Origin of the sequence: Streptomyces sp. NPDC101110, assembly GCF_044759525.1 — a bacterium.
Lineage (GTDB): Bacteria > Actinomycetota > Actinomycetes > Streptomycetales > Streptomycetaceae > Streptomyces.
Genome location: NZ_JBIVZM010000008.1, coordinates 31,786 through 58,737 on the forward strand (window position 1 = coordinate 31,786; position 26,952 = coordinate 58,737).

At 72.3% G+C, this 26,952-nt stretch carries 22 protein-coding genes; 12 read left to right on the forward strand and 10 right to left on the reverse strand.

Annotation, left to right across the window (positions count from 1 at the left end; all coding sequences use genetic code 11):
- Window positions 1–17: 17 nt before the first annotated feature.
- Together ACIQU3_RS20095 and ACIQU3_RS20100 are read right to left on the reverse strand one after the other, a co-directional pair.
- Window positions 18–1,934, reverse strand: coding sequence for a phosphatase PAP2 family protein (locus tag ACIQU3_RS20095; RefSeq protein ID WP_403926787.1), 1,917 nt, complete (start codon window positions 1,932–1,934; stop codon window positions 18–20).
- A 133-nt stretch (window positions 1,935–2,067) separates the two neighbouring features.
- The gene (locus ACIQU3_RS20100) at window positions 2,068–2,967 is read right to left on the reverse strand and encodes an N-acetylglucosamine kinase (protein WP_403730641.1); all 900 of its coding nucleotides are present in this window, start codon (window positions 2,965–2,967) and stop codon (window positions 2,068–2,070) included.
- A gap of 271 nt (window positions 2,968–3,238) precedes the next feature.
- Between ACIQU3_RS20100 and ACIQU3_RS20105 the strand changes: the two genes are divergently transcribed.
- From ACIQU3_RS20105 to ACIQU3_RS20125, 5 genes are all read left to right on the forward strand, one after another.
- Window positions 3,239–4,372 (forward strand): ROK family protein, encoded by a 1,134-nt coding sequence (locus tag ACIQU3_RS20105; RefSeq protein WP_403926790.1) that lies wholly within the window; start codon window positions 3,239–3,241, stop codon window positions 4,370–4,372.
- A gap of 274 nt (window positions 4,373–4,646) precedes the next feature.
- The gene (locus ACIQU3_RS20110) at window positions 4,647–5,975 is read left to right on the forward strand and encodes an extracellular solute-binding protein (protein ID WP_403926792.1); all 1,329 of its coding nucleotides are present in this window, start codon (window positions 4,647–4,649) and stop codon (window positions 5,973–5,975) included.
- 124 nt (window positions 5,976–6,099) lie between these two features.
- Window positions 6,100–7,011: a carbohydrate ABC transporter permease gene (locus tag ACIQU3_RS20115; protein ID WP_403730651.1), complete on the forward strand. Its 912-nt coding sequence runs from the start codon at window positions 6,100–6,102 to the stop codon at window positions 7,009–7,011.
- A complete protein-coding gene (locus ACIQU3_RS20120; RefSeq protein WP_403926795.1) occupies window positions 7,008–7,910 on the forward strand; it encodes a carbohydrate ABC transporter permease in 903 nt (300 codons plus the stop codon). The genes ACIQU3_RS20115 and ACIQU3_RS20120 overlap by 4 nt, the downstream gene beginning before the upstream one ends.
- Window positions 7,911–7,912: 2 nt before the next feature.
- Window positions 7,913–9,631, forward strand: a complete 1,719-nt coding sequence (locus ACIQU3_RS20125; RefSeq protein WP_403926797.1) for a hypothetical protein — start codon at window positions 7,913–7,915, stop codon at window positions 9,629–9,631.
- A gap of 61 nt (window positions 9,632–9,692) precedes the next feature.
- Here the strand turns inward: ACIQU3_RS20125 and ACIQU3_RS20130 are convergent, their stop codons facing one another.
- On the reverse strand, window positions 9,693–10,349 hold the full coding sequence (locus ACIQU3_RS20130) for a nucleoside/nucleotide kinase family protein (RefSeq protein WP_403926799.1): 657 nt from the start codon (window positions 10,347–10,349) through the stop codon (window positions 9,693–9,695).
- A 116-nt stretch (window positions 10,350–10,465) separates the two neighbouring features.
- Between ACIQU3_RS20130 and ACIQU3_RS20135 the strand changes: the two genes are divergently transcribed.
- From ACIQU3_RS20135 to prcB, 4 genes are all read left to right on the forward strand, one after another.
- Entirely contained in the window at window positions 10,466–11,203 is a 738-nt protein-coding gene (locus ACIQU3_RS20135) for an HAD family hydrolase (protein WP_403730667.1), read from the forward strand.
- Window positions 11,200–13,554 (forward strand): glycoside hydrolase family 65 protein, encoded by a 2,355-nt coding sequence (locus ACIQU3_RS20140; RefSeq protein WP_403926802.1) that lies wholly within the window; start codon window positions 11,200–11,202, stop codon window positions 13,552–13,554. Before ACIQU3_RS20135 ends, ACIQU3_RS20140 begins: the two co-directional genes overlap by 4 nt.
- Window positions 13,555–13,708: 154 nt before the next feature.
- Window positions 13,709–15,187: a hypothetical protein gene (locus ACIQU3_RS20145; RefSeq protein ID WP_403926805.1), complete on the forward strand. Its 1,479-nt coding sequence runs from the start codon at window positions 13,709–13,711 to the stop codon at window positions 15,185–15,187.
- Window positions 15,188–15,262: 75 nt separating this feature from the next.
- On the forward strand, window positions 15,263–16,108 hold the full coding sequence (gene prcB, locus ACIQU3_RS20150; RefSeq protein WP_403926808.1) for a proteasome subunit beta: 846 nt from the start codon (window positions 15,263–15,265) through the stop codon (window positions 16,106–16,108).
- Between the two features lie 297 nt (window positions 16,109–16,405).
- Here prcB and ACIQU3_RS20155 read toward each other — a convergent pair whose 3' ends face one another.
- Window positions 16,406–17,374, reverse strand: coding sequence for a hypothetical protein (locus tag ACIQU3_RS20155; protein ID WP_403926811.1), 969 nt, complete (start codon window positions 17,372–17,374; stop codon window positions 16,406–16,408).
- A gap of 12 nt (window positions 17,375–17,386) precedes the next feature.
- Window positions 17,387–18,856, reverse strand: a complete 1,470-nt coding sequence (locus ACIQU3_RS20160; protein WP_403730686.1) for an APC family permease — start codon at window positions 18,854–18,856, stop codon at window positions 17,387–17,389.
- A 408-nt stretch (window positions 18,857–19,264) separates the two neighbouring features.
- Here ACIQU3_RS20160 and ACIQU3_RS20165 point away from each other — a divergent pair, with 408 nt between their 5' ends.
- A complete protein-coding gene (locus ACIQU3_RS20165; protein WP_403731525.1) occupies window positions 19,265–19,756 on the forward strand; it encodes a DUF5709 domain-containing protein in 492 nt (163 codons plus the stop codon).
- Window positions 19,757–20,061: 305 nt separating this feature from the next.
- Here ACIQU3_RS20165 and ACIQU3_RS20170 read toward each other — a convergent pair whose 3' ends face one another.
- Window positions 20,062–20,268: a hypothetical protein gene (locus ACIQU3_RS20170; protein WP_403730689.1), complete on the reverse strand. Its 207-nt coding sequence runs from the start codon at window positions 20,266–20,268 to the stop codon at window positions 20,062–20,064.
- Window positions 20,269–20,397: 129 nt separating this feature from the next.
- Window positions 20,398–21,501: a PP2C family protein-serine/threonine phosphatase gene (locus tag ACIQU3_RS20175; protein ID WP_403926814.1), complete on the reverse strand. Its 1,104-nt coding sequence runs from the start codon at window positions 21,499–21,501 to the stop codon at window positions 20,398–20,400.
- A gap of 312 nt (window positions 21,502–21,813) precedes the next feature.
- On the opposite strand from ACIQU3_RS20175, the gene ACIQU3_RS20180 reads away from it, so the two are divergent.
- Window positions 21,814–22,704: a GNAT family N-acetyltransferase gene (locus ACIQU3_RS20180; RefSeq protein WP_403926817.1), complete on the forward strand. Its 891-nt coding sequence runs from the start codon at window positions 21,814–21,816 to the stop codon at window positions 22,702–22,704.
- Window positions 22,705–22,721: 17 nt separating this feature from the next.
- Here ACIQU3_RS20180 and ACIQU3_RS20185 read toward each other — a convergent pair whose 3' ends face one another.
- Complete coding sequence (locus ACIQU3_RS20185) at window positions 22,722–23,597, reverse strand: Gfo/Idh/MocA family protein (protein ID WP_403926820.1); 876 nt, start codon at window positions 23,595–23,597, stop codon at window positions 22,722–22,724.
- A gap of 204 nt (window positions 23,598–23,801) precedes the next feature.
- Here ACIQU3_RS20185 and helR point away from each other — a divergent pair, with 204 nt between their 5' ends.
- On the forward strand, window positions 23,802–25,961 hold the full coding sequence (gene helR / locus ACIQU3_RS20190) for an RNA polymerase recycling motor ATPase HelR (protein ID WP_403926823.1): 2,160 nt from the start codon (window positions 23,802–23,804) through the stop codon (window positions 25,959–25,961).
- Window positions 25,962–26,037: 76 nt separating this feature from the next.
- Here helR and ACIQU3_RS20195 read toward each other — a convergent pair whose 3' ends face one another.
- Complete coding sequence (locus tag ACIQU3_RS20195; RefSeq protein WP_403730707.1) at window positions 26,038–26,448, reverse strand: VOC family protein; 411 nt, start codon at window positions 26,446–26,448, stop codon at window positions 26,038–26,040.
- A gap of 189 nt (window positions 26,449–26,637) precedes the next feature.
- Window positions 26,638–26,868, reverse strand: a complete 231-nt coding sequence (locus tag ACIQU3_RS20200; RefSeq protein ID WP_362245784.1) for a hypothetical protein — start codon at window positions 26,866–26,868, stop codon at window positions 26,638–26,640.
- Window positions 26,869–26,952: the final 84 nt, after the last annotated feature.

Below are 26,952 nucleotides of genomic sequence, written 5' to 3' on the forward strand. Positions count from 1 at the left end.
CCCCGCCGAAGAAAGCGCTACCTCCGCACGAGCCGCACCGACAGACCGTCAGCCGTGTAGAGGGGCACGGCCCGCAGTGTCCCCGAGTCCAGCTCGACCCGGTCGAACCGGCCGCGCAGCTGCAAGGCCGACAGCACGGGAACGGTCGTCCCCGCGACCGGCGGGCGGCCGGCGTCGAGGCGCAGCGACAGCACACTGCCCCGGCCCAGCAGCACCCGCCGGCCCACCGCCATCGCCGGGCCGCGGTCCTTGCGCAGCGCCAGGTCCAGCGTCGCGTCGCCCTCCTGGACGTACGAGCCGCGCACCCGCAGCACCCGGTCCGCGCGGAGTGTGCCGCCCGTGACGCGGACGTCGCCCTCGCCCAGGGCGTGCGGCGACGCGGCCACCAGGGTCCCCTCCTCCAGGGTGGTCCCGCCGTGGTAGCGGTTGTGGCCCGTCAGGGTGAGCGTGCCCGAACCGCGCTTGGTCAGGCCGCCGTCGCCGTCGATGTCGTTGCGCCAGCTGTCGGCCGCGTGGAAACCCCCGGCCGTCGCGTCCAGTGTCACGGTGACGTCCCGCTCGAAGGCCCCGTAGCCGTCGGCCGCGGCGAACAGGTTCAGCCGGCCCCACTGCTCGAAGCCGTCCAGCAGGACGTACCCGGAGGGCAGCGCGGTCGTCCGCAGCACCTCGCGCCGCTGGTCCGCCGCCAGGTACGGCAGCCGCGTCTCCAGCAGCACCTCCGCGCCCTTCGGCACCGTGAGCGGGTCCGTGCGGCCGCGGCGGGGCAGGATGTACGTCAGCCGGGGCCGGACCGCACGGGCGTTGGCGTCCCGGTCGGCGTAGGGGTCGGTGGCGGTGCCCGCCGAGTGCGCGTACGCGTACAGGGTGTCGGGTGTGGTGCCGGTCCTCTGAGTGAAGTAGTCCAGGGCCTGTGCGCGGGCGGCTGCCTTGAGGCCGGCGTTCGCCGGGTCCGCGAGGGTCGCGGCGGCCAGGGCGGTGGCCATGACCCGGCCGCCGAGCACGTCGACGGGTGAGTGCATGCCGGCGACGATCCGGGTGTGGGCGAGGTCCAGGGCGCGCGTCACCAGCTCCTGGAAGCGCTCCGGCACCGCGTACGCGTAGGCCAGCGACGCCAGGTGCAGGGCGTTGGTGTGGCCACTGGGGAAACCGCCGTCCTCGGCGGGCTTGTCGCCGCGCTGGCGCAGCAATTGCGGGGCGACGACGACCTTCGACTCGTACACCGGGAAGCCGAACTCGTCCGTATGGCCGGTGTCGACGACCTCGCTGTCCTCGTTCATCCGCCACGGGCGCGGGTACTGGTAGGCGAACTTGGCCGGGTTGCTGGAGGCCCAGTTGCCGCGCACGGTGTCCACCAGCCGCGCCACCTGGCCGAGTTCGGAGTCGTAGGAGCCCGCCCCCAGCGCGGAACCGGCCGGGGCGTCGGCGGGCACCGCGTCGTTCACCTTGGCCGGCGGTGTGCCCTCCGGAGCGTCGGTGATCGACGTGACCGCCTTGGCGCCCGACTTGTAGAGCGCGGCGAGCGGTCCGAGGCCGTCGATCATCGAATAGCTCTGGTGCTGGCGGTCGATGACGAAGGCCCGCTTCGCCTCCGCGTCGGTGCGCTCGGCGGTAATCCGCTCGCAGTAGCGCACGTTGGCGCGCAGGATCTCCGGCATCAGCGGTGTTCCGGTGTTCCAGTCGCCGGTCTTCCATATCTCGGCGAAGCCTCCCAGAGCCCGGACGACCGCGTTGGTCTCGGGGGTCTGGTTCGTCAGGAGGTTGGTCTTGTAGTCGTCGACGAACGCGGCGGGGGCGGTGGCGGCCTTGGCGTCCGCGGCGCCCAGCCACCCGGCGAAGGCCGGCGCGGCGACCAGGGCGGCCGAGCCGCCCAGGGATGTCCTGAGGAAACCCCTCCGGTTCAGGGTGGGGGAGTGGTGCCCGGCGGATGACGGCATGGACGTGCCTCTCTTCAGTTCTGCGGCGATGTGGCCGGGGAAGTCGTGCGATGAGTGCTGCAAAGGCCTGTCGCCCCCTCGGCGAGGGGTATGGGGCCGGGACCGGAACCGCTGGTGAACGGGCGACCCCGCCTCACAGGAGCGACCGCGCCAGCGCCACCGCGCCCTCGACCGGTGGCACCTCCAGGCGCCTGGCACGGGCCGTCGGCACCGTTTCGGCCAGGGCGGTGGCGAAGGCGTCGTACAGACCGGGCTGGGACAGCACCGTGCCGCCCGCGACGACCACGTCGTCGACGGTGACCCCACGGGCGGCGAGCCGGTAGACCAGCATGGCCAGCGCTCCTCCGGCCTCGTCGATCACGGCCCGGGCGAGCGCGGAGCCGGCGGCGGCCGCCGCGAAGACGACGGGAGCGTGCCGGCCCCACTCGGCGGAGACATCCGTGGCCCGCTCCAGGGCCGCGCCGAGCGCGGGCACTTCGGGCACGTCGAGCGAGGCGATGAGCCCGAGCGCGAGCGCGTCGGGCCGTTCCCCACGGTCGTGGGCGGCCCACACGGCCCGCGCCGCGTCCCGGACGAGACCGGCGGCGCCGCCCTCGTCGCCGAGGACCGCGCCCCAGCCGCCCACCTGGACGGCGCTGCCGTCGGGCAGCCGCCCCACCGCCACCGAACCGGTGCCGGCGACCAGGCCAACGCCCTTGTCCAGTCCGGCCGCGGGGACGAGGAGCTGCGCGTCGCCCACCACCAGGGCGGGCGCGTCGAAGTGCTGCCGGAGCGCGGCGCGTATCAGCTCGCACTGGCGGGGGGTCTCACAGGCATGCCCGCCGACGGCCACGGCGCGGGGCCGGGTGCCCGCCGGGAGCGAGTCGGTCACCAGCGAGGTCAGCCACCGGGCGGCGGCCGCCGGATCGTGCGGGCGCCAGCCGGCGCTCGCACGGACGTGGTCGGCCACGGGGGCGTCGCCAGCGAGCGCGCGCAGATGCGTCTTGGTACCACCCACGTCGATGCCGACCACAAGGGGCGCGAAGTCCTGCACGGAACCTCTTTCGTCGTTGCGCTGTGCTGCGACGGCGGGCGAACCGTGCCTGGATGAGGGGCAGTCGAGGAATCAGGGAAGCCCCGGGACGGGCTTCTGGCGGAGCACGGCAGGCGAGTACCGTGACGTTCGTTAGGAAGTTAACTAACGAAGTACAGTGCGTCAAGAGCAATCCCTTCGCCGCCTCCCGTGGAGACGACCCGAGACGATCCGAGACGATCGATCCGGGGGTGCGGCCCGTCACCCGTTGGGGGAACCGTTGGAACCTGACGTGGCAAGAGCCCCCCGTCTGACCGAGAGCGCCGGAGCGGTGTTCGCCGTCCTGGCCGCCGCCGGCCGCGCGACCCGTCCACAGCTCGCGAGCCTCGCGGGCCTGTCCAAACCGACGGTGTCCTCGGCCGTCGCGGAACTGGAGGGCGCCCGGCTCGCCGCCCACTCCGGCACGGCCTCCAGCGGCACGGGACGCAACGCCGCCGTCTACCGCCTCGGGCCGGCCGCGGGGGCCGTGCTCGCCGTCGACCTCGGCCCGGCCGTCACCCGCGTCCGGGGCTGCGCCCTGGACGGCACGCTGCTCGCCGACGCCGCCGGCTCCCGGGCGGACGCCGCCGGCGTCGTGCGCGAGGCGCTCGGCGCCCTGCCCGCCGACGCCCCGCTGCGGACCATCGTCGTCGCCGTCGGCGACGTCACCGCGCCGCGCGCGCAGGGCACCGGTGTGCGTCCGGCGACCGCCAAGGCCGGTCCCGTGTTCGACGCCGTGGCCGTCGCACTGCCGCCGGGCGTCCCCGTCCACCTCGAGAACAACGTCAACTGCGCCGCCCTCGCCGAACTGCACGAAGGGGCCGCCCGGGGCCGGAACACCTTCGGCTACCTGCGCATCGGCGTCGGCATCGGCCTCGGCATCGTCGTCGGCGGTCAGGTGCTGCGCGGAGCGAACGGCGCCGCAGGGGAGCTGGCCCGGCTGCCCTACCCGTGGGACGACGGCCGGGAGCCCCGCCATGAAGCCCTGGAGGAGTACATGGGCGCGCAATCCCTGCTGCGACGAGCGGCCCGGGCCTGGCCGGAGGATGACGGGCCGTGCCCGGCCACCGCCGAGGAGCTCTTCGCCCTCGCCGAGCAGGGCCGTGCCGCCGCCCGTGCCGTCGTCGACCGCCATGCCGTGGACGTGGGCCGGCTGGCCGCCGCCGTGACCGCCGTACTGGACCCGGGGCTGGTCGTGCTGGGCGGCAGCACCGGCGCGTACCCACGGCTCCTGCACGGGGTCCGTGCCGAGCTCGCCCGGCTGAGCTGGCCCACCGAAGTCGTCAGCAGCACGGTCGGCGATCTCGGCACCGTCGTGGGGGCCGCCCGACTGGCGGTTTCCCGAGGAGTCCAAACCGTGACCCAGGTCGCGGGGACGAAGGATTGACGGCTTCCAACTCGATCTGCCAATGTCCGGACAAGCGCTTTCTGAGTCGGCCGGGACGCCGACTCCGGGTGAGCCTCCCGCCCGTACGCGAAGTACGGCAGACGCACGAGGGCGTGCTTGTGCGACGCCGGCCGACATGGCCGGGGACCCCACCCGTCAAGGCGACGCGGCCGGGCGAGGCCGTGCCCCCGGAAAGCGAAATCTCCTTCAAAATGCACCCGTGCCGCCTCGGCTGGCGCCGTGCTTCTTCCGCTACGAAGAAAAGGGATCGAAGATGATCAGTGTGGGTGTGCGGCGCTCCCGCCGACTCGGCCGCGGCGGTATACGCCGCGTGGTTCCCCTCGCTGCCGTGGCCACGGCAGGTGCTCTTCTGCTCTCCGCCTGCGGGTCGGGGTCCGACTCGGGCGGTACCTCCAAGTCGCTGACGTTCTGGATCTCCACGGTTCCGGGCCAGGACGCGGGCTGGAAGAAGATGGTGTCGCAGTACAAGAAGGACACCGGTGTCACCGTCAAGCTCGTCAACATCCCCTACGACGGGTACCCGACGAAGTTGCACAACGCCGCCCAGGCGAACTCCCTGCCCGATGTGGCGGCCGTGCCGGCGCTGGACCCGATCTGGTCGAGCAAGCTGATCGACCTCAGCTCCATCGCCGACAAGAAGAGCAACAAGATCAACGCCAACTTCCTCGCCAAGGACTCGTCCGGGAAGGTGCTGTCCATCCCCTCGGACGTCACCGCGTCGGGCATGTTCATCAACAAGACGCTGTTCAAGAAGGCCGGCGTCCCCTTCCCGACCTCGCCGCAGAAGACCTGGACCTGGACCGAGTTCATCAAGGCGGCGAACAAGGTCCGTGAGAAGACCGGCGCCAAGTACTCCCTGACCTTCGACCAGTCGCCGTCCCGGCTGCGCGCCATGGTGTACGAGATGGGCGGGAAGTACGTCCACGCGGACTCCTCCGGCAAGTTCTCGGTGGACGCGGCGACCAAGAAGGCCGTGAACACCTTCGTCGGATGGAACGACAACAAGACCATGCCGAAGTCGGTGTGGACCAGCGGCGCCGACCCGTCCGCCATGTTCCAGAGCGGTGACGTGGTCGCCTACTGGTCCGGCGTGTGGCAGGTCGCCGCCTTCTCCGAGAGCATCAAGAAGTTCGACTGGGCCAGCGTCCCCACTCCCGCACAGCCGGTGCAGGCCAGCGACGTCAACAGCGGCGGCATGATGGTCGGCTTCAACAACAACGCTGACGCGGCCACCGCCGCGCAGAAGTTCCTGTCCTGGATCTACGAGCCGGACAACTACCGCGTGCTGTGCGAGGCCTCCGGGTTCCTGCCGGTCGAGAACGGTCTGAACCCGAAGTACCCCTTCACCTCCGAGGCGGCGCAGGCGGCGTTCAAGCTGTACAACGAGTCGATCCCGCTCTACGCCCCTATCTCCGGCTACTTCAACGGCGCGCAGACGAAGTGGGTGCTGAAGGGCAAGAGCCTCACCGAGGACCCGACCAAGACGGAGCTCGGCAAGGCGATCAACGGCCAGCAGTCGCCCGACAAGGCCCTGGAGAACATCGTGGCCGGCTACAACCAGCAGGTCGGCGGCGGATCGTAGGCCGCGGGGGCCGGGCGGCGGGCGTGCGACACCGCCGCCGCCCGGCCCTGGACGCGCCCCGCGCTCCTCGGGCTCATGGTGTGAGCCCACCTGCAACCCCTTCCACCAGCACGGAGTCAGGAAGATGACAAAACGCGCCTCGGACGTGTCCGCGAGCCCGCCCAGGAGACGCAGTAAGTACACCCTTGCGCCGCTCGTCCTCATCGCGGCCAACGTCGTGCTCTTCGCGCTGTTCTTCGTCTGGCCGGCGGTGATCGGGCTCCTCTACTCCTTCACGAACTACACGGGCGTGGGGGTGTTCCAGTGGGTCGGGCTGGGCAACTACCGGAACCTGTTCGGGGACTCGACGTTCTACGACGCGCTGAGCCGGACGCTGCTGTACACCGTCCTCTTCGTCCCGCTGAACTTCGCGCTCTCGCTGCTCGCCGCCAACCTGGTGGTGAACAAGCACGCCAAGGGCTCGTCGATCGCCCGCGTCATCTTCTTCATCCCGTGGCTGCTGTCGCCCATCGTCGTCGGTGTCCTGTGGCGGTGGCTGTTCGGCGAGAACTTCGGACTGGTCAACTACGTCATCGAGAAGCTCGGCGGCGGCGCCGTGCCCTGGCAGTCGAACGCGGACCTGTCGCTGCTGGTGGTCGTGATGGCGGCGGCCTGGGCGTGGACGGGTTTCACGATGCTGCTGTTCATCGCGGCGATCAAGAACGTCCCGGTGTCGTACTACGAGGCGGCCGAGCTCGACGGCGCCGGTCCGTGGCGCAAGTTCATCAGCATCACGCTGCCGAGCATCGCACCCACCTCCTTCATCGTCATCCTGCTCAACACGATCAACGCGATGAAGGAATACCCGGTGTTCGTCGCCCTCAACAACGGCGGACCCGGAACGTCGAACAACCTGCTGGTCCAGTACATCTACGAGACCGGCTTCAAACGGGGCCAGATCGGCTATGCGAGCGCCGCGTCGTTCGTGCTCATGCTCATCCTGATGGCCGTCGCGATCGTCCAGCTGATCGTCAACCGGCGGGTGGAGAACCGATGACAACCACAGACATGCCACGCCCGCTCGACGCCGATGCCAAACAGCCCGTCTCCGGGAAGCGGCCCCGCCACGCGGGCACCCGCGGGCTCCGGCGGGCGGTGCCCGCGACGACACTGCTGTGGATCCTGGCGTGCCTGTACGGTCTGCCCGTGCTGTGGTTCGTCCTCAGCTCACTCAAGCCGTCCAGTGACCTGTTCTCGTATCCGCTCACGCTGGTCCCGCACAACCCCACCCTGTCGGGATTCAAGGCCGCGTGGGACAGCGCGAACTTCTCCCAGTACTTCATCAACACGGCCATCGTGTGTGTGATCACGACGATTCTCACGGTGGGTGTCAGCTGCTGCACCGGGTACGCGCTGGCCAAGTACGACAACAGGTGGCTCAAGGTCTTCTTCATCTGCATCCTGGCCACCACGATGCTGCCGTCCGAGGTCATGCTCGCCCCGGAGTTCCTGGTGGTCCGCAACCTCGGCCTCTACAACTCGTTCGCCGGCATCATCCTCCCGGCCGTGCTCACCGCGACCGGATGCTTCATGTTCCGCCAGTTCTTCCTGACGGTTCCCGACGAACTCGTGGAGGCCGCGCGCATCGACGGCGCCCGCGAACTGTCGATCTTCCTGCGGATCATGGTGCCGCTTTCCCGGCCCATCATGCTGACCCTCGCCATCCTGTCCTTCCAGTGGCGCTGGAACGACTACATCTGGCCGCTGCTGATGCTCAACGACCCCAGCAAGTTCACCGTGCAGATCGGCATCCAAAGCATCGTCGGCGCGCAGAACATCAACTGGTCGGTACTGCTGGGCGCATCGGTCATCTCCATGATCCCCCTGATCGCCATCTTCCTGGTCTTCCAGCGCTACGTCATGGGCGCCGACATCAACGCCGGACTGAAGGACTGACCTTGCCCACCCCGCTCGACCACGAGTTTCTCCGTGCGGTGGCCGGTGCCGCCGACCGGGAGGCCGCCCCGCTGGCGGCCACGCCCGACGCGGAACCCGCAGGCGTGGCCCACCGCACCCTGGCACGCCGGGTGAAGACGCTGATCGCGGCCTACCGGTCCCCGGAGTCGGCACTGCACGGCAGCGCACGGGCCGTCGCCGCCGCGACGACCCATCTGCGCGCCCTGCGGGCCGCGCAGACGTCCACCGGCCTGTTCGCCGGCGGTGACAACGTGCAGTCCCCGCCGGACTCCGCGTTCACCGTCAACGACGTCTGCGACGCGCACGTGCTGGCCGCCGGCGCGGGGCCGGAACTGCGCGACGTCACGGCCGCGCTCGCCGGGATCGCCCGCGCCGCCTCGGGCAGTCTGCTAACCGGCGGCGTGCACACCCCCAACCACCGCTGGGAGCTGTGCGCGGCGCTGGCTCGGCTGCACCGGTCGTTCCCCGACGACCGGCTCCGCGCCCGCGTCGAGGAGTGGCTCTCCGAGGGCGTCGACATCGACGCGGAGGGCCTGTACTCGGAGCGGAGCGCCAACTACGCGGCCCACGTGTCCAACCCGTCGCTGCTGCTGCTGGCCGACGTGCTCGACCGCGCCGACCTGCGGGACGCCGTGGAACGCAATCTCGCCGCGACCCTGGACCTCATCAGCCCGGACGGCATGGTGGAGACCGTGCTCTCCCGACGGCAGGACCAGAACCGGCCGTTTCCGCCGGCGCCCTACCTGCCGCACTATCGGCTGCTCGCGATCCGCACCGGCCGGGGCGACTTCAGCCGGGCCGCGCTGCTGGCGGCGGCCGGCGGCATCGACGACCCCGACCTGCTCGCCGGGACCCTCCTCACTCCCGACCTGTGCCGGCCGCTGCCGGCTCCGGCCGCGCAGACACTGCCCCGCGAGCGCTACCTCACCACCGCGCGCCTCGCCGTACGCGCCTCGGCCACCGCGCACACGGTGGTGTACGGCGGCTCCGACGTGCCGCAGCACCGGCGCATCCGCTCGGGCCTCGCCTGCAATCCCACCTTCATGCGTCTGTTCGCCGGCGACGCCGTCCTGGACGCGGTCCGTCTCTCGCGTGGATTCTTCGACCTCGGTCCGTTCCGCGCCGCCGAGGTGCAGCGGCCCGCCGAGCACCGGTACCGGCTGACCGAGACCCTCACGGCCGCCTACTACCAGCCTCTGCCCCCGGACCTGCGGCGGGACGACGCCGCCTACCGCGTGGCGGACGAGGGACGCTTCTCGGCCGCGATGTCCTTCGCGGACCGGCCCCGGGACGAGGTCTCCCACACCACCCGTGTCGAGGTGGACCTGCGGGAGGACGGCGCCGACCTGCGGATCGACCTCAGTGGACCACGGGTGCCCTGGGCCCTCGAACTGACCTTCCGCCCGGGTGGTGTGCCCGAGGGCGCCGCACCGCTCGGCGACGGGCGCTGGTGCCTGACGACGGGGCCGATGACCTACCGGGTCGGTGACGACGAGATCAGGATCGAGGCCGGCGTCGAGGCGGGCGAACCGCTGGCCGGACCGGACCGGAGCGACCTGCTGGGGTACGACCCGGGACAGGACTACACCGTCGTGGGCGGTACCGACGCGACGACGGGGAACCGCGTCTACCTCGGCGGGCACGGCCCGCAGACGCTGACCCTCGCACTGCGCGCCCACCGGTCCGCACCGGCCGGGTGACGCGGACGACCCACGCCGTGGCCCCCTCCGACGGGGGGCCACGGGGACGTCTGCGGGGTGGTCAAGGAAGCAGGCACGGCATCGCCGACTCCGGTACCAGCAGGTCCGCCCGCTCCCGGGTCGTCGCGACCAGCTCGGCGTTGCGCTCGTCCGAGCGGGACACCCACACCACGGCCTCCTCGTGCGTCTTGCCGAACCGCTCATGGCGGGCGACCAGGCGGCGGACGCGCTCGCGCTCGGGCAGCTCGCAGAACCACACCTCGTCGAGGAGGGGGCGCACACGGGACCAGGAACCGGTGTGCAGGAGCAGGTAGTTGCCCTCGGTGACGATCAGCCGGGCGCTCGGGTGCACCGGGATGGCCCCCGCGATCGGTTGTTCGAGGACTCGTTCGAAGCCGGGCGCGTAGACGACGTCGTCGCCGGGCTCGTCGCGCAGCCGCCGCAACAGGGCCGCGTACCCCGCCGCGTCGAACGTGTCGGGTGCTCCCTTGCGGCTCCGGCGGCCGAGGCGTTCCAGTTCGGCGTCGGCGAGGTGGAAGCCGTCCATGGGGACGTGCGCGACCCAGGGGGCACCCGTGCCGTTCAACTCCCGCACCAGGTGCTGAGCGAGCGTGGACTTGCCCGCGCCGGGGCTGCCCGCGATCCCGAGGATCGCACGGCCGCCGTCCCGGGGGAGGGCCCGGGCGCGGTGGAGGAGGTCGTCGAAGGTGAGCGGCACACGGAGAGTCTGTCACCCGGGCCGGGCTCGAACACCGGACGTGCCGCCTCTTCGCGCCCCCGGCGTGTGGCGTGCGCCACTCACTGGAACATCCCCGCAGGGGGAACCGGTCCTGTATGACGCAGCTCGGTCTTCCCGAAAGCATCCACGCCTGTCTGTTCGACCTCGACGGCGTCGTCACCAAGACGGCCGTCGTGCACGCCGCCGCCTGGAAGGAGATGTTCGACGCCTTCCTGCGCGAGCGCGACGGCGCGGACTTCCGCCCGTTCGACGCGGCGGACTACGACGAGTACGTCGACGGGCGCCCACGCGCGGACGGCGTGCGCACGTTCCTCGCCTCCCGCGGCATCGACCTGCCCGACGGCGACCCCGACGACCCCCCGGGGGCCGAGACCGTGCACGGCCTCGGCAACCGCAAGAACGAGCTGGTCCTCGAGAAGATCCGGACCGACGGCGTCGAGGCCTACGACGGCACCCTGCGCTATCTGGAGGCCGTCCGCGCCCACGGACTGAGCACCGCGATCGTCTCCTCCAGCGCCAACTGCCGTGACGTGCTCCGCTCGATCGGCGCCGAGCACTTCTTCGACGTCCGCATCGACGGCCTCGTCGCCGCCGAGCGCAAGCTGCCCGGCAAGCCGCACCCCGACACGTTCCTGGCCGCCGCCGAGGACCTCGGCGTCGAGCCCTCCGAAGCCGCCGTCTTCGAGGACGCCCTGGCCGGCATGGACGCGGGCCGCGCGGGGCGGTTCGGATACGTCGTCGGAGTCGACCGGGTCGGGCAGACCGACGCGCTCTACCGGCACGGCGCCGACATCGTCGTGCAGGACCTCGCCGAACTGGGGGACGCGCAGTGATCACACAGCGGGCGTACGACGTCGAGCCCTGGACCGTACGCGAGACGGAGCTCAACCTCGACGTCCTGGCGCAGAGCGAGTCCGTCTTCGCCCTGTCCAACGGGCACGTCGGCTGGCGCGGCAACCTCGACGAGGGCGAACCCCACGGACTGCCCGGCTCCTACCTCAACGGCGTCCACGAACTGCACCCGCTGCCGTACGCCGAGGCCGGCTACGGCTACCCCGAGTCCGGTCAGACCTCCATCAACGTCACCAACGGCAAGGTGCTGCGCCTGCTGGTCGACGACGAGCCGTTCGACCTGCGCTACGGTCGGCTCGTCACCCACGAGCGCACACTCGATCTGCGGCGGGGCGTGCTGGAGCGGGTCTGCGAATGGACCAGCCCGGCCGGCTCGACCGTCCGGGTGCGCTCCACCCGGCTGGTGTCCCTCACCCAGCGCGCGATAGCCGCCGTGGCGTACGAGGTGGAACCGGTCGACAGCCGGACCCGCGTGGTCGTCCAGTCGGAACTCGTCGCGAACGAGAGCCTGCCCGAGCCGGACGGCGACCCGCGTGCCGCCAAGGCGCTGAAGTCGCCGCTGGAGCCGGAGGAGGACGTCGCCGAGGGCGGCAGGCTGCGGCTGGTCCACCGCACCCGCCGGAGCGGACTCAGGGTCGCCGTGGCCGCCGACCACACCGTCTCCGGTCCCGAACGGACCACCACCAGCAGCGAGAGCAACGTGGACGTGGCGCGGCTGACCGTCACCTCCGTCCTGGAACCGGGGGAGCGGCTGCGCGTCGAGAAGCTGGTCGCGCACGGCTGGTCCGGCGTCCGCTCCCGGCCCGCGATGAGCGACCAGGTCGAGGCGGCCCTCGCCGCGGCCGGGCACAGCGGATGGCAGGGACTCCTCGAGGACCAGAAGGCGTACCTCGACGACTTCTGGGAGCGCGCCGACGTCGAGATCGACGGCGACGAGGAGATCCAGCAGGCCGTCCGCTTCGCCCTCTTCCATGTCCTCCAGGCCGGTGCCCGGGCCGAACAGCGCGCCGTCCCCGCCAAGGGACTCACCGGATCCGGCTACGACGGCCACGCCTTCTGGGACACCGAGGCGTTCGTCCTGCCGCTGCTGACGTACACCGCGCCGAAGGCCGCCGCCGAGGCCCTGCGCTGGCGCCTCGACACCCTGCCCGCCGCCCGGGAACGCGCGAGGCAACTGGGCCTGCGCGGGGCCGCGTTCCCCTGGCGCACCATCGAGGGCTCGGAGGGCTCCGCCTACTGGCCGGCCGGCACGGCGGCCTTCCACGTGGGCGCCGACATCGCCGACGCCGTCGTCCGGTACGTGGCCGTCACCGGCGACGAGACCTTCGAACGCGAGGTCGGCGTGGAGCTGCTGGTGGAGACCGCCCGTCTGTGGCGCTCCCTCGGGCACCACGACGACCGGGGCGTCTTCCACATCGACGGCGTCACCGGACCCGACGAGTACAGCGCCATCGCCGACGACAACACGTACACCAACCTCATGGCCCGGGCGAACCTGCTGGCCGCCGCCGACGCCTGCAAACGCCACCCCGACGAGGCCGCGCGGCTCGGCGCCGACGACGAGGAGACGGCCGCCTGGCGGGCCGCCGCCGAAGCCATGAACGTCCCCTACAACGACGAACTCGGCGTACACGAACAGCACTCGGGCTTCACCCGCCACCAGCGCTGGGACTTCGACCGCACCGGCCCGGACCAGTACCCCCTGATGCTGCACTTCCCCTACTTCGACCTGTACCGCAAGCAGGTCGTCAAGCAGGCGGACCTGGTGCTGGCGATGTACACCTGCGGCGCCTTCTTCGAGGAGTACTTCGACGAGGAGCAGATCGCCCGCAACTTCGCCTACTACGAGCCGCTGACCGTCCGCGACTCCTCCCTGTCCGCCTGCGTCCAGGCCGTCATGGCCGCCCGGTCCGGCCATCTCGACCTGGCCGCCGACTACACGGCGGAGGCCGCGCTGATGGACCTCGGCGACCTGGAGCACAACACCCGGGACGGACTGCACATCGCCTCGCTGGCCGGCACCTGGATGGCGCTGGTCGCCGGGTTCGGCGGCATGCGCTGCAGCGACGGGTCCCTGCGGTTCGCGCCCCGCCTCCCCGGGCGCTACCGCCGGCTCGCCTTCACGGTGGGCTTCCTCGGCCGGTGCCTGCGCGTGGAGGTGACCCCCGATTCGGCCACGTACACCCTGAACTCCGGCCAGCCCCTGACCCTCCATCACCACGGGAGCGAACTGACGGTGAGCGAGGACGCCCCCGTCAGCCGGCCCGTCCCCGAACTGACCCACCGTCCGGCCCCGAGCCAGCCCCCGCACCGCGCCCCGCACACCCGCTGACCTCGCCCGCGGGTCAGCCACTTGACCGGGCCCCGAGCCGGCCCCCGCTGACCCGCGTCCGCGGGTCAGGCAGTTGGCCCAGTTCCGCCCTGCACGCCCCGGCCCCGCGGGTTAGCTTGATCGGGATTTCCGATCATCGGGGAAGGGGCGGAACATGCCCGACGGCGCCAACGCCATCCTCGTGCGAAGGCGACGACGCGACCAGGCGGCCGCGCCGCGTGCCCCCCGCGGGGCCCGCGGCGCGCCGTCCCTCGCTGCCCTGGCCGCCGTCTTCGTCCTCGCGCAGCTCGTCCTCGTCCGGCCCGTCCTGGGCCTGGGCTGGGACGAGATCGTTTACGTCAGCCAGGTCACCTCGCACCACCCCGCGGCCTTCTTCAGCGCCCCCCGCTCCCGCGGCGTCTCGCTGCTTGTCGCGCCGGTCGCGTCCTGGTCGGCGTCCGTCCCGCTGCTGCGCGTCTACCTGGCCCTGCTGTCCGGCCTCGCCCTCTACCTGGCCCTGCGCGCCTGGCGGGGGCTGTTCCCGCCCCGCGTCCTGATCGTCGGCGGGGCCCTCTTCGCCTCCCTGTGGATGACCCTCTTCTACGGTCCGCAGGCGATGCCCAACTACTGGGTCGCGATCGGCGCCCTGATCAGCGTCGGCTGCTTCCTGCGGGTACGGGCGGAGCGCTCCTCCCCGGCTCTCCTGGGGGGCCTCGCGGCGGGCGCCGCGCTCATGGCGTGGATGCGTCCCACCGACGCGGTGTACGTGGCCGTGCCGCTGCTCGTCCTCGCTCTGGTGCGCCGCAGCCCCCGGCTCCTCCTCGTGCTCGCGGCGGGGCTCGCGGCGGGCGCCGTCCCGTGGGTGATCGAGGCGTACCTCGACCACGGTGGTCCGGTCGCGCGGCTGGCGGAGGCCTCGCGGATCCAGGGCGGACTGGGCTGGCAGATCGCCGTCGACGACCAGCTGCGCAGCCTGGGCGGGCGGGCCCTGTGCCGGCCGTGCACGGGTTCGATGCCCAGCCCCCTGGTCACCGTGTGGTGGTTCGCCCTGCCCGTCCTGGCCGGACTCGCGCTGGTCGTCGCGGCCCGGGCCCGGCGTCCGGAGCGGACACTGGTCCCGCTGGCCTGTGCGACCACCGCAGCGGTGCCGTATCTCTTCATGATCGGCTACGCGGCACCGCGCTTCCTCCAGCCGGCCTACGCGCTGCTCGCGATCCCGGTCGCCGACGCGCTGTGGCACCTGGCCAGAAGGCCCGGCGGAGCGTGGCGCCCGGTGGCCGCCCCGCTCGTCGCGCTCGCCCTGGCCGGGCACCTCGCGGCACAGCTCGCCGTGCTGGACGGTGCAGTGTCCCGCAACACCGACAGCCGCCGCGACTGGGCCCGCACCGCGGACACCCTGCACCGGCTCGGCGTCCGCCCGCCCTGCCTGCTCACCGGCCACGAGGCCATCCCCCTCGCCTACTACACCGGCTGCTCCTCGGGGGCGACCTCCGGGAACAACGAGAACATGACGGTCGCCGGCGTGCTGCGCACCGCGGACCGTCTCCCGGTCGCCCACCTCGCGGCGGCCGGCGACACCCCGGCCCGCTACGCCCGTTCGTGGCCCGTCCACCGGATCTCGGACCTGGACGTCCGCGTCGCGCCGGGCCGCTGACACCACGGGTGGCGTTTCCCGCCCGCCCGGCTCAGGTAGGAGTCGGTTGACGGTCACGATCGAGGGGGGAACGGCATGGCGGCGAGCGGGCACGAGGGCAGGCTGGGGGAGGAGTTCTTCACACCGGGCTCCTCCTTCTCGGAGTTCCTGGCGGCCCACCGTCCCGGACTGCTGAGCACCCGGCGCGTCCTCCCGGACGGCGTCCGCGCCGAGGGCGCCCCCCACGGCACGACCGTGCTGGCCCTCACCTACCGGGACGGCGTGCTCATCGCGGGCGACCGGCGGGCGACGATGGGCAACCTCATCGCCCAGCGTGACCTGGAGAAGGTGCACCCGGCCGACGACCACTGCGCGGTGGCCTTCGCGGGCACCGTCGGGCTCGCGGTGGACATGGTGAAGCTGTATCAGGTCGAGCTGGCGCACTTCGAGAAGATCGAGGGCGTCCCCATGACCCTCGCCGGGAAGGCGACCCGGCTCTCCACGATGATCCGAAACAACCTGGGCCAGGCCATGCAGGGTCTCGCGGTCGTCCCGCTGCTCGTCGGTTACGACCCCGCGGCGCCCGAGGGGGAGCGGGGCCGCATCTTCTCCTTCGACCTCGTCGGTGGGCGCTACGAGAAGTCCGGCTTCCACGCGGAGGGTTCCGGATCGCCGTACGCCCGGGGCGCGCTGAAGAAGCTGTACCGCCCCGGCATGTCCCGCCGCGAGGCGGCCCTGGCCGCACTGCATGCGCTGTACGACGCTGCCGACGACGATTCCGCGACGGGCGGCCCCGACCTCACCCGCCGCATCTACCCGATCGTCTCGGTCATCACCGAGGACGGCTTCGAGCGGCTCTCCGAGGCGGAGACGGAGGAGCTCAGCCGCGAGATGGTCGAGCGCCGCCGCACTCGGCCGGACGGACCGAACGCCGAGGTCTGACACCGGCTTGCCCCGCCGCCCGGCGGAGTTTTCGGTTCCATGGACAAGACCTGTCACGCGCTTTACTGCACATCACTTGCAGGTGCTGGAGGATGGCGAGAGGCTGTCATCGCAGCGGTCCCGTCCGGCAGAAAGACCTTCCCCCGATGACGGCCGCCCCTGAGTCCACTCCGCCCCTCCCCGCTCGGGCCCAGCGCACGGCCCGGCGCCGCGTCCCCAGCTCCATGACGCGGCGGGAGTGGACCAGGGTCCTGCTCATCGGGACGGTCGACCGGCCGGGCCGCTCCTGGCGGGCGCTCACGCCCCCGGCCGCAACTCCTTGCGCCACTTGGTGATCTGCTGCTCCGCATCGCCCGTGTACGACCAGGGAGCACGGGTCGCGCGGGGCCCCAGCATGCCCAGCAGGACACCCGCGATGTCCCGGGCGCCGGCGGAACAGGCCGCGTGGGCCAGGTAGTTGAAGTCGCGGAGTTCACCGGGCGCGATCCCGGTCTCCCGCCGGCCCATCACCCAGCGCTGCCAGGTCCGCCGCAGGTCACTCGCCGCACCGTCGTGGCTCCAGTGCTGTGAGAGACCGACGGCGGAGTGCCTGCCCCGGGCGGCGTCCAGGGCGAAGCGGTACTCCTCGACCCGGGCGTACTGCACCAGCACCGGCAGCGGACAGCCCGGTGGCGCCACTCCGGCCGCGTCCCGGGCGAAGTCGTACATCAGGCCGTGCGTGCCGTGCCAGCGCGCCGAGTAGTAGTGCAGCACCTGGAGGTGCCCCTCGACGCTGTACGGGTCCCGCCCGTGCAACTCGTCCCACCAGCGCCCCAGTTCCTGCCGGCGTACCCCCGTCGGGTACAGGCGCGCCACCGAGATCAGCGACACCCACGGCGTCGGGTCCTCCGGGTGCGCCTCCGCCGCCGTCAGGCAGGCCAGCACCGCCGCGTCCACGCGCTGCTGGTCGATCGGTACGCCCCGCCCCGCCGCAATGGCCACGTTGAAGGTGCGGGCGGTCTCCGTCGCCGCCCGCAGCACCAGCGCGTCGGCGCTGTGGGCGTCGGCCGAGAGCCAGGACTCCACCGTCGAACTGCCCGCGCACACCTGCGCGAGCTGCCGGATCCGGTGCCCCCGGGCCGTCCAGTCACGGCCGGTGGCGGCCAGCAGGTCCCGCAGCCCCTGCCAGCGGCCGATCACGACGTCCTGGCGGGCGGAGGTGAGGTCGCCGTCCCCGCAGTCGGGGTCGAAGTCGGGAGTGAAACCGCGTCTGAGCCCGCGTGCCATCGAACTCCTCCCTCAGAAGTCGGTGGACAGACCCTCGTGGACCCGGGCGCGCGCGTCCTGTTCGTCGGGGACGTAGTCCGTCTCGACCGCCCGCGAGGCGTCGAGCCTGGCGGGCCGGTAGTAGTCGCTGCCCTGCCTCCAGTACCAGAGCATCGGGAGCAGCCCGACCACGAGTCCGCCGATGCCGATCGAGATCGCGGTGCCGCTCAGCTCGCCCAGCGACTCCACGAAGACCCAGAACATGAACAAGGCGCCGCACAGCGGCCACAGGCCGCCGAAGAGGAAGTTGGCCGGGGACCTCAGCAGCGTTTTGCGGTACGCGACCACCACCGCGAGCCCCGCGAGGCCGTAGTAGACGGCGATCTGCAGACCGATCGCCGAGACGGCGTCGGAGAGGATGTCGCCCACCGACCCCAGGGCGTTGGAGGCGACGAACATTGCCAGCGCCACCGACCCGACCACCACGATCGCCACCCAGGGGGTGTTCCACCGCCGGTGCACCCTGCCCAGCGCCGACGGCATCGTGCGGTCCCGGCCCATCGCGAACAGCGAGCGCGTCACCTGGATCAGCGTCGTCTCCAGCGTGGCGATGGTGGACAGCATCACCGCCACGATCAGCAGCTTGCCGCCCCAGCCCGGCCAGATCTCCTCGCCGAGCACCGCCAGCACGTTCGCGTCGTTCTCCTCGATCTGCTTCGAGGACAGGATCACGTTCACCGCGACGGTGAACACTTCGAACAGCAGGAAGACGACGCCCACCCCGATCAGGCCCGCGAGCCCTGTCGTGCGGCGGCTGTTGCGGGTCTCCTCGCTGAGGTTGCTGGTGACGTCCCAGCCCCAGTAGTAGAACGCGGCGATGAGCGCGCCCGAGGCGAAGCCGGCCACTCCGTCGAAGTGCGAGAAGCCGAGCCAGGACCAGTCGAAGGCGCGGGCGTTGCCCGTGTGGAAGAGGGCCAGAATCGCGAACAGCGCCAGGATGACCAGCTCGACACCGGACATGATCAGCTGGGCGCGGACCGTGAGCCGGGCGCCACCGAGCACCACGCACAGCATGATGACGAACCAGGCCGCGCCGACCAGCGTCGACAGCGCGGTGTTCGCCGCGAGGCTTTCGTCGAAGAGGGCGAGCGTCATCGATCCGGCGGGCAGCGACCCGGCCACCATGAAGATCGTCGCCGAGATCACCAGCGCCCAGCCGCTGATGAAGCCCAGGAACGGGTGGAGCGTGCGCCCCACCCACGAGTAACTGGCGCCGGCGTTCACGTCGATCCGGCCGAGGTAGCTGAACGCCAGCGCGATGCCCAGCATGGGTATCGCGCAGTACAGCAGGGCGGCCGGACTCGCCAGTCCCACCGCGCCGACCAGGACGGCGGTGGTCGCGGCCAGCGAATACGCCGGTGCGCTGCCGGCGACCGCCATCACCACGGTGTCGAACGTGCTGAGGGCGTTGGCCTGCAGCCCTCTGCCCCTGCTGTAGCTCATGGATGCGCTGCTTTCACTTGTGCGCGACCGGAGGCGGGCAGGCCGTCCCGGCGGCGTGAGGGTGTGGGGTGGAGCGCGCCGCCGGGCGGAGGGAAGGGTGGCCCCGGCCTCGGCGGCGATGAACAAAGGGGTGGCGGATACCGTGCTGCCGCCGCGTCGGCAACCGGTCACACCGTGTGTGCGAGTGATGATAGTCCCGCTGCTTGAGCTTTCAAGATTGACTGGTGGGTAATGTCCTGCGCCGCCACGGGTTTTGCCCCTTGTCGGCCCGCGAGACGTTCGGGCCCCCTCCCGCCCGGGGCGCATCCGCCGAGGTTAGAGCCCGCGTAACGGGAAACGCGAGACGGACAGACGAGACGAACGAGCCGAGCAGCGGACAGGAAGGCAGGAGTGATGGGCACGGAACCGATGCGCCCCGAACCGATGGCGGACGACGCGTACCAGCCCACCGGTACCAACGAGGAGCAGGCGGACGCCGCGCCGCTGGACCTGCAGGACGCCGTCGACGAGCGGACCTACGACGACACGCTCGACGAGGGCTACTCCCCGCCGGAGAAGCCCCTGGGCGTCACCAAGCGCGGCACCACCGCGGCCGAGCAGCACGAGGGCGAGACCCTCGACGAACGGCTGGCCCAGGAGGTCCCCGACGTGTCCGCGGAGCCGGGCGGGGACGGCGTGGGGGACACCCCCGACAGCGACGGCGAACCGGTGGACCCCGAGGCGGGCACCGCCCGTGCCGGCCGCCTGGTCGCCCCCGACGAGGGCGCCCACGCCGACATCACGAAGGAGACCGTCGCGTCCGACGTCGGCATCGACGGCGGAGCGGCCGGCGCCGAGGAGGCGGCCGTGCACGTGGTGGAGGACGACGACGCACTGCCCGGGGACGACAGCAGGTCGTGACCCGCCCGCCGGGCCGGACGGCGAAACCGAACCGGCAGGCATGAGACCACCGGGCCCGGATGCCTCCGCGCCGGGCCGGTGGCCTTGCGCACGCGGAGATGAGGCCACCGGACCCGGACGCGTCCGCGCCGGGCCGGTGGCCTTGCGCACGCGGAGATGAGGCCACCGGGCCCGGATGCTGCCGCGCCGGGCCGGTGGCCTTGCGCACGCGGAGATGAGGCCACCGGACCCGGACGCGTCCGCGCCGGGCCGGTGGCCTTTGCGGGCACGCCCTGACGGCTCGGCCGGGGCGGTGCCGCGGGCGGTTAGGGCAGCAGCTTCTCGAGCGCGGCGGGTCCCTCCGCCGCCAGCTTGCGCTTCGCCCACTCGATGCTGTGCGGGGTGATGTCCTTGCCCGAGGCGAGGACGAGGTCCTCCGGCGACACCTCGGTGCCGGTGCGGGCGTGGAGCAGGCGGTCCGGGGTGGCGCGGTCCTCGGGCGGCCGGGACGCGGCGGGCTCTGACGTCGACATGTTCTCTGCTCCTAGGGTCCGGATCTCTGGGGCGGCCCCGGTGCTGAAAAAAGGGTCCGCTATCACCATTCCCCCCGGGAGCGCGGCGTGCATCCGGAGAGCGCGTACGGTCGCCGCCGGCCGCTGCCCTCAGGCCCCGTCCCGCGGCGCGAGCACCAGCATCGTGACGTCGTCCTGTACGTCCGGGCAGTGCCGGGCGAGGTCGGTCCAGACCCCCTCGGCCAGTGCGACCGGGTCCTCGGCGGCCAGGCCCGGCAGTCGCTCCACCAGGGGGTAGAAGATCCCCTGCGCGTCCCGGGCTTCGGTCACCCCGTCGGAGGCGAGGAAGAGCCGGTCACCGGCCCGCAGGGCCACCGAGACGACCCGGGGCGGGGCCGCCTCGGACAGGCCCAGACCGAGCGGCGTGCACGGCTCGACGTCCAGCTCCACGACCCGGCCGTCCCGCAGCAGCAGCGGTCCGGCCTGCCCGCACGCCACGATCCGCACGACCCGGGCGTCGGCGGAGAAGTCGAGCAGCACCGCCGTCGCGAACAACTCGGCGTGCGGATCGCCCGCCGAGTCCACCGCCAGCCGCCGGTCGAGCCGGGCCGCCACCGCCTCCGGGTCCGGCTGGTCCAGCACCGCCTCCCGGAACGCCCCCAGCAGCGACGCGACCGTGGCCACGGCCGACAGCCCGTGCCCCTGCACATCGCCCATGACCGCCCGCACCCCGTACGGGCCCGCCCGTACGTCGAAGAAGTCGCCGCCGACCAGCGTCCCGCGCTGCGCGGCCCGGTACAGCCCCGCGCACCGCACCGGTCCGACCCGGTCCGGCAGCGGCGGCACCACGGCCCGCTGCGCGACCTCCGCGACGGCCCGCTCGGTGACCAGCTGCGCGTCCCGCCGGGAACGGACGAACGACAGCAGCACGCTCAGCACCGAGACGAAGCACACCGTCAGCAGGTCGGTACTGCCGGGATCGTCGAGGTTGAAGACGGGCACGGTCAGCACGACCACCACCAGGGCGCCGAGCACCGCCGTCGCCACCGGACCGTGCGCCAGCACGGCCAGCGGCGGGATCGCACCCAGCAGGAAACCGATGTCGAGCGGCTCCGGACTGATCAGCTCCGCCAGACAGACGCCCGCCAGCAGAGCCGACGGCAGCACCCGGGCCCAGACGGGCGGCGGTGCGCCGCGCAGCCAGCCCCGCCGCTCCGCGTCCCGGCGCGCCGGCCGGCCGTGCACACTGCTCACACCACCACGCTGCTACGCCCCGCCCCCCGCCGCACCCGGACCCGCACCGCCGCCCACGGCGAGGTCGTCACCCCGGAGGGAGCGGCAGGCTTCGGCCGGCCGCCCCTCAAGGGGCCTCGCCGGCCTGGCCGGAAACCGATGGACGGCCCGCCGAAGATCCCGTAGCGTTGGCGCGCCACGCCCCGACACCGGCAAGAGGAGGGCAGAGACGTGCAGTTCACACCGTTCCCGCGCTCCCTCCCCCCCGCCCCGGCGTGCCGCGACTGACCGACCGGGAGCGCTCCCAGCAGCTTGCGTCCCGAAGGACATCCCATGACCGACGTGGTCATCCGCGCGCTCGACTCGAGTGACGCCGCTCTTTTCGACACCCTGCCCGACCCGCTGGGCGCCCGTGAGAACCACCGGCACACCCGGCACCGCCCCGACTGGAAACGCGTGGCCCTGCGCGACGGCCGGGTCGTCGCCCGCGGCGCCTGGTGGGGCGGCCCCGACGACACCGAGCCCGTCAACCTCAACTGGTTCGACGTGGCCGAAGGTGAGGAGGAGGCGGGCGCCGCACTGCTGCGCTCCGCACCCCGGCAGGTCGAACTGGAACTGAACCTGCCCGCCGGCTGGCGCGACGACCCCGCCCTGCGCGCCGCCGCCGACATCCGCCGCACCGCCGCCCGCAAGGCGGGTTACCACCTCCTGGCCGAACGCTTCCTGTACCGCTGGACCCCCGACCACGGCCTGCCCGAGCGCCCCGGCCGCCTCGAGTTCCGCGCCGAACCCGACGACGCCGTGTTCTTCGACGCGCTGCGCCGCATCCACTCCGTCACCCGCGACGCGCACGCCCTCAAGGCCATCGAGCAGGGCGGAACCGAGCGGGCCGCCCAGGAGGAACTCGATTTCTTCCACTGGTGCCCGTCACCGCGCGAGTGGTGGCAGGTCGCGTACACCCCGCGGGGCGACCTGGCCGGCATCCACATCCCGGCCCACAACCCCTCCGGTCCCTGCATCGGCTTCATCGGCGTCGTTCCGGAACACCGCGGCCGCGGCTATGCCTTCGACCTCCTGGCCGAGTGCACCCACTTCCTCGTCGAGCAGGGTGCGCGGTTCGTCGCCGCCGCCACGGACCAGGGCAACGTCCCCATGGCGGCGAACTTCGCCAAGGCCGGCTACCCGGTGGTGAAGGAGCGGATCAATCTCGCCCCGGCCGGGTAACCGGGCCGCCCGCGCCCTCAGTGGTCCAGCACTTCCTGGACCGCCACCAGGATCTCCGTCACCCGCAGGCCGAACGCTGCGTCACAGGCGTGCGGGTGACCGCTCCGGGCGGCGCCGAGCAGCGCGTCCGCGGCCCGCATCAGCGCGGGCACCGCTCCCTCGGAGCCGTCCGGCAGCGCGGTCACCCCGGCCTCACCCCGCAGCTCCACGGCGGCACCGGCCGCGGCGGGCGGTGCCGTAAGGCTCAGGGTGAGGGTGCTGGACGCGCCGCCCGCGTGGTCGAGGACGACGTGCGCCGTGTCCCCGGGGCCGTACGCCGCCGCCGTCACGTGCCGCACGTCGCCGAGGACCGGCAGCAGCACGGACAGTGCGTGCGGGCCGACGTCCCACAGGGCGCCCTTCTCGCGCCGCCACGGCGTCGCGAAGGGGCTCTCGCTGGTGAACACCGCCCCGAGCCACTCGGCCCGCGCGGTGAACCAGCCCGGCACCGCCGCCTGCTCGGCGATCCACGCCGCCGGGCCGGGCTGGAAGCGGGTCGTGAAGAACACGACCGAGGCGACACCGGCCTCCCGGGCCGCGTCGGCCACGGCCCGTCCCTCCGTCAGCGTCGGCGCGAGCGGCTTGTCGAGCAGCAGGTGACACCCGGCACGCGCCGCCCGCGCGGCGAGTGCGGCCTGCACCTGCGGCGGCAGCGCCACGGCGACGGCGTCCACTGCCGCGAACAGGGCGTCCACGTCGTCGTAGGCGGGAACGCCGTACCGCTCGGCCAGTTCCTTCGCGGCCTCGGGGCGCCGGCCCCACACACCGGCGAAATCCAGCTCCCGGTGCCCGCTCAACGCGGGGGCGTGGGCCATCCGCGCCCAAGGTCCGGTGCCGAGCAGTCCTATGCGCATGCCGCCGCCTCTCCACGCTGCCGGGACGACGAGCGTGCCACACGGGAACCGGGGACGGGCACCAGGGGCGGGCAACAAGAAAGGCAAGGAGTCCTCTCCTCGCCTGTCTCAAGTTATAGCCCACGGGGGGCCTTGCGGCAAGGCCCCCCGTCTCCCGCAAAATGTCCGGCCTGAGCCTATGACCTGCGGAAACGGGAGCATGACGTGACCCCTGCGACCACGAGCGCGTTCGCCCTGCCCGACCGCCTCGCGCACAAGGCCGACCCGGCGTCGATCGCCGCGGACGAGCGGCACTTCGCCGCCGTCGCCGAATGCCTCGAGCAGTCGATCACCGGCCTGTCCGACCGCCTGGAGGCCGAGCGCCGGGCCCCCGGCGGCAAGGGCAGGCAGGCCATGGACCGGGACGCCGAGATCCACCGGCTGACCGCACGCCTGCGCGCCCTGCGCCGTTTCGGCCTGGACCTGTGCCTCGGGCGCATGGTCGGCGCGGACGGTTCCGAGCCCGTGTACGTGGGACGGATCGGTCTCACGGACAGCGAGGGCCGCCGACTGCTGGTCGACTGGCGTTCTCCGGCCGCCGAGCCGTTCTTCGGGGCCACCCACGGCAACCCGATGGGTCTCACCAGCCGTCGCCGCTACCGCTGGACCGGCGGGCGGGTCGGCGACTACTGGGACGAGGTGTTCACCGCCGACGCGTTCGCCGGGCACGCCGCGCTCGACGACCAGTCCGCCTTCATCGCAGGCCTCGGCACCCACCGCTCGCCTCGTATGCGGGATGTGCTCGGCACCATCCAGGCCGACCAGGACGCCGTCATCCGTGCCGGTTCCCGCGGCGCCCTGGTCGTCGACGGGGGCCCCGGCACCGGCAAGACCGTCGTCGCCCTGCACCGCGCCGCCTACCTGCTGTACTCCGACCCGCGCCTCGGGCAGCACCGCCGGGGCGGCGTGCTGTTCGTCGGCCCCCACCGGCCCTACCTGTCCTACGTGTCGGACGTCCTGCCCGGCCTCGGCGAGGAGGGCGTGCAGACCTGCATCCTGGCGGACCTCGTCGACGAGGGAGCCACCGCGACGCCCGAGGCCGACCCGGAGGTGGCCCGCCTCAAATCGTCCGCGGACATGGTGCGGGCGATCGAGACAGCCGTCCGGTTCTACGAGGAGCCGCCCACCGAGGCGATGACCGTCACGACTGACTGGTCCGGCATCCGCCTCACCGCCACCGACTGGGCCGCGGCCTTCGACGCGGTGGAACCCGGCACACCGCACAACGAGGCACGCGGCCAGGTCTGGGACGCGCTGCTGACGATCCTCGTGGACCGGCACGACGGCGACGTCCCCCAGGACGTGCTCCGCAGGGCCCTGTCCCGGGACCGGGAACTGCTCGGCGTCCTCCACCGCGCCTGGCCGCTGCTGGAGGCGGCCGACCTGGTCGGGGACCTCTGGTCCGTGCCCGCCTACCTGCGGATGTGCGCCCCCTGGCTCGGCCGCGACGAGGTGCGTGCCCTGCAGCGCGCGCAGCCGCACGCCTGGACCGTGTCGGACCTGCCGTTGCTGGACGCGGCCCGCGCACGGCTCGGCGACCCGGAGGCCGCACGCCGCAGGCGCCGGCGGGAGGCCGCAGTCGCCGCGCAGCAGGAGGGTATGGCCGACGTCATCGACAACCTGCTGGAGGCGCACGGCTACGACGACGGTGAAGGCGTACTGGTCATGCTGCACGGCCAGGACATGCGCAACTCCCTGGCCGACGACAGCGCCCTGCCCGCCGCCGATCCGGACCGCCTCGCCGGGCCGTTCGTGCACATCGTGGTGGACGAGGCGCAGGAACTGACCGACGCGCAATGGCGGATGCTGCTGCGGCGCTGTCCGTCCCGCAGCTTCACCATCGTCGGGGACCGCGCCCAGGCCCGGCACGGGTTCACGGAGTCGTGGCGGGAACGCCTGGAGCGGGCCGGCCTGGACCGGATCGAGATGGCGTCCCTGAGCATCAACTACCGGACACCCGCCGAGATCATGACGGAGGCCGAGCCGGTCATCCGGGCCGCTCTGCCGGACGCCAACGTGCCGACATCGATCCGCAGCGGCGGCGTCCCCGTCCGTCACGGGTCCGCCGCGGAGCTGATGCCGGTCCTCGACACCTGGCTGGCCGGTCATGCCGACGGGATCGCCTGTGTGATCGGCGATCCCGCGTTCCGGCCTGTCTCGCCCCGTGTCCGGTCGCTGACCCCGGAGCTGTCGAAGGGGCTGGAGTTCGACCTGGTCGTGCTCGTCGACCCGGAGAACTTCGGCGACGGCGTCGAGGGCGCCGTCGACCACTATGTGGCGATGACCCGGGCCACCCAGGAGCTCGTGATCCTCACGAGCTCCTGACACTCCGGCCCGGGTCGTCACTTCTCCCTGGCCGACGTCGAGGTGCTGGTGGATCCGGGCCGGCGGGCCGAGCTGCTCAGCTCTCCGTGCTGATGTTGACCATCCAGGGGACGCCGAAGCGGTCGGTGCACATGCCGAACACGTCACCCCACATCTGCTTCTCCAGCGGCACCGACACCGACCCGCCCTCGGACAGCTTCTCCCAGTAGCCGCGCAGTTCGGCCTCGTCGTCGCCGCTCAGGCTCACGGAGAAGGGGCTGCCCTGCGCGGACTCCACGCCCGGCGGATTGTCGGCGCCCATCAGGGTGAAGCCGCTGGTCGTCTCCAGCATGCCGTGCATGATCTTGTCGGCGTTCGGGGCGTCCGGCTGCCCGAACTCGCCGTAGCTGTTGAGGTCGAGAGTGCCGCCGAAGACCTCCTGGTAGAACTCCATCGCCTGCCGGGCATCACCGTTGAAGGTGAGGTACGGGTTGAGGCGCGAGGCCATGAGAACCTCCAGAATGGTGCAAAAGGGTTGTTTTCGCGCAGCGTAGCGCCCGGCACCGATCACGTCGCGTCGAGCGCGCCGCGCCCGGGGAGCCGGCCAAGTGACACCGCTGCCGGTTCCGTGGCCAACATCCCGACTGCCATTGCTTCTTGACCAGGAGGGGCGGGGCCGCCACGGGTGTACGCGGGCTCACGCCTCGTCGGACGATCCGCTGTTCCAGTCGTACGGGCCGCCGCCCTGCCACTCGATCAGCTCGGTGTCGTCGACCGCCGTGTCGGTGGTGGGCAGGCCCTCGCGGTGCAGCAGGTCCAGTACGTCGAAGAGGCTGTAGGCGACGCCCATGCGCTCGCCATGGATGGTCACCAGCCGTCCGCCGTCCGTCGCGGGCGGCTGTACGACCACAGGGGGTTGACCGTCCATAGCCCCACCATGCTCCCGAAACGGCCGGTTCGCAGCTCGGTGGGGCCCGGAAGCGGTACGACACCGTGTTCCTGGCCCGTTCCC

What these genes read in the sequence shown, in the direction of transcription:
- ACIQU3_RS20170 (WP_403730689.1), bottom strand. Translation starts at nt 20,268, where the DNA reads ATGTCGACGTCAGAGCCCGCCGCGTCCCGGCCGCCCGAGGACCGCGCC.
- ACIQU3_RS20120 (WP_403926795.1), top strand. Translation starts at nt 7,008, where the DNA reads ATGACAACCACAGACATGCCACGCCCGCTCGACGCCGATGCCAAACAG.
- ACIQU3_RS20185 (WP_403926820.1), bottom strand. Translation starts at nt 23,597, where the DNA reads ATGCGCATAGGACTGCTCGGCACCGGACCTTGGGCGCGGATGGCCCAC.
- ACIQU3_RS20200 (WP_362245784.1), bottom strand. Translation starts at nt 26,868, where the DNA reads ATGGACGGTCAACCCCCTGTGGTCGTACAGCCGCCCGCGACGGACGGC.
- prcB (WP_403926808.1), top strand. Translation starts at nt 15,263, where the DNA reads ATGGCGGCGAGCGGGCACGAGGGCAGGCTGGGGGAGGAGTTCTTCACA.
- ACIQU3_RS20145 (WP_403926805.1), top strand. Translation starts at nt 13,709, where the DNA reads ATGCCCGACGGCGCCAACGCCATCCTCGTGCGAAGGCGACGACGCGAC.
- ACIQU3_RS20195 (WP_403730707.1), bottom strand. Translation starts at nt 26,448, where the DNA reads ATGGCCTCGCGCCTCAACCCGTACCTCACCTTCAACGGTGATGCCCGG.
- ACIQU3_RS20155 (WP_403926811.1), bottom strand. Translation starts at nt 17,374, where the DNA reads ATGGCACGCGGGCTCAGACGCGGTTTCACTCCCGACTTCGACCCCGAC.
- ACIQU3_RS20160 (WP_403730686.1), bottom strand. Translation starts at nt 18,856, where the DNA reads ATGAGCTACAGCAGGGGCAGAGGGCTGCAGGCCAACGCCCTCAGCACG.
- ACIQU3_RS20095 (WP_403926787.1), bottom strand. Translation starts at nt 1,934, where the DNA reads ATGCCGTCATCCGCCGGGCACCACTCCCCCACCCTGAACCGGAGGGGT.
- ACIQU3_RS20180 (WP_403926817.1), top strand. Translation starts at nt 21,814, where the DNA reads ATGACCGACGTGGTCATCCGCGCGCTCGACTCGAGTGACGCCGCTCTT.
- ACIQU3_RS20135 (WP_403730667.1), top strand. Translation starts at nt 10,466, where the DNA reads ATGACGCAGCTCGGTCTTCCCGAAAGCATCCACGCCTGTCTGTTCGAC.
- ACIQU3_RS20115 (WP_403730651.1), top strand. Translation starts at nt 6,100, where the DNA reads ATGACAAAACGCGCCTCGGACGTGTCCGCGAGCCCGCCCAGGAGACGC.
- ACIQU3_RS20110 (WP_403926792.1), top strand. Translation starts at nt 4,647, where the DNA reads ATGATCAGTGTGGGTGTGCGGCGCTCCCGCCGACTCGGCCGCGGCGGT.
- ACIQU3_RS20165 (WP_403731525.1), top strand. Translation starts at nt 19,265, where the DNA reads ATGCGCCCCGAACCGATGGCGGACGACGCGTACCAGCCCACCGGTACC.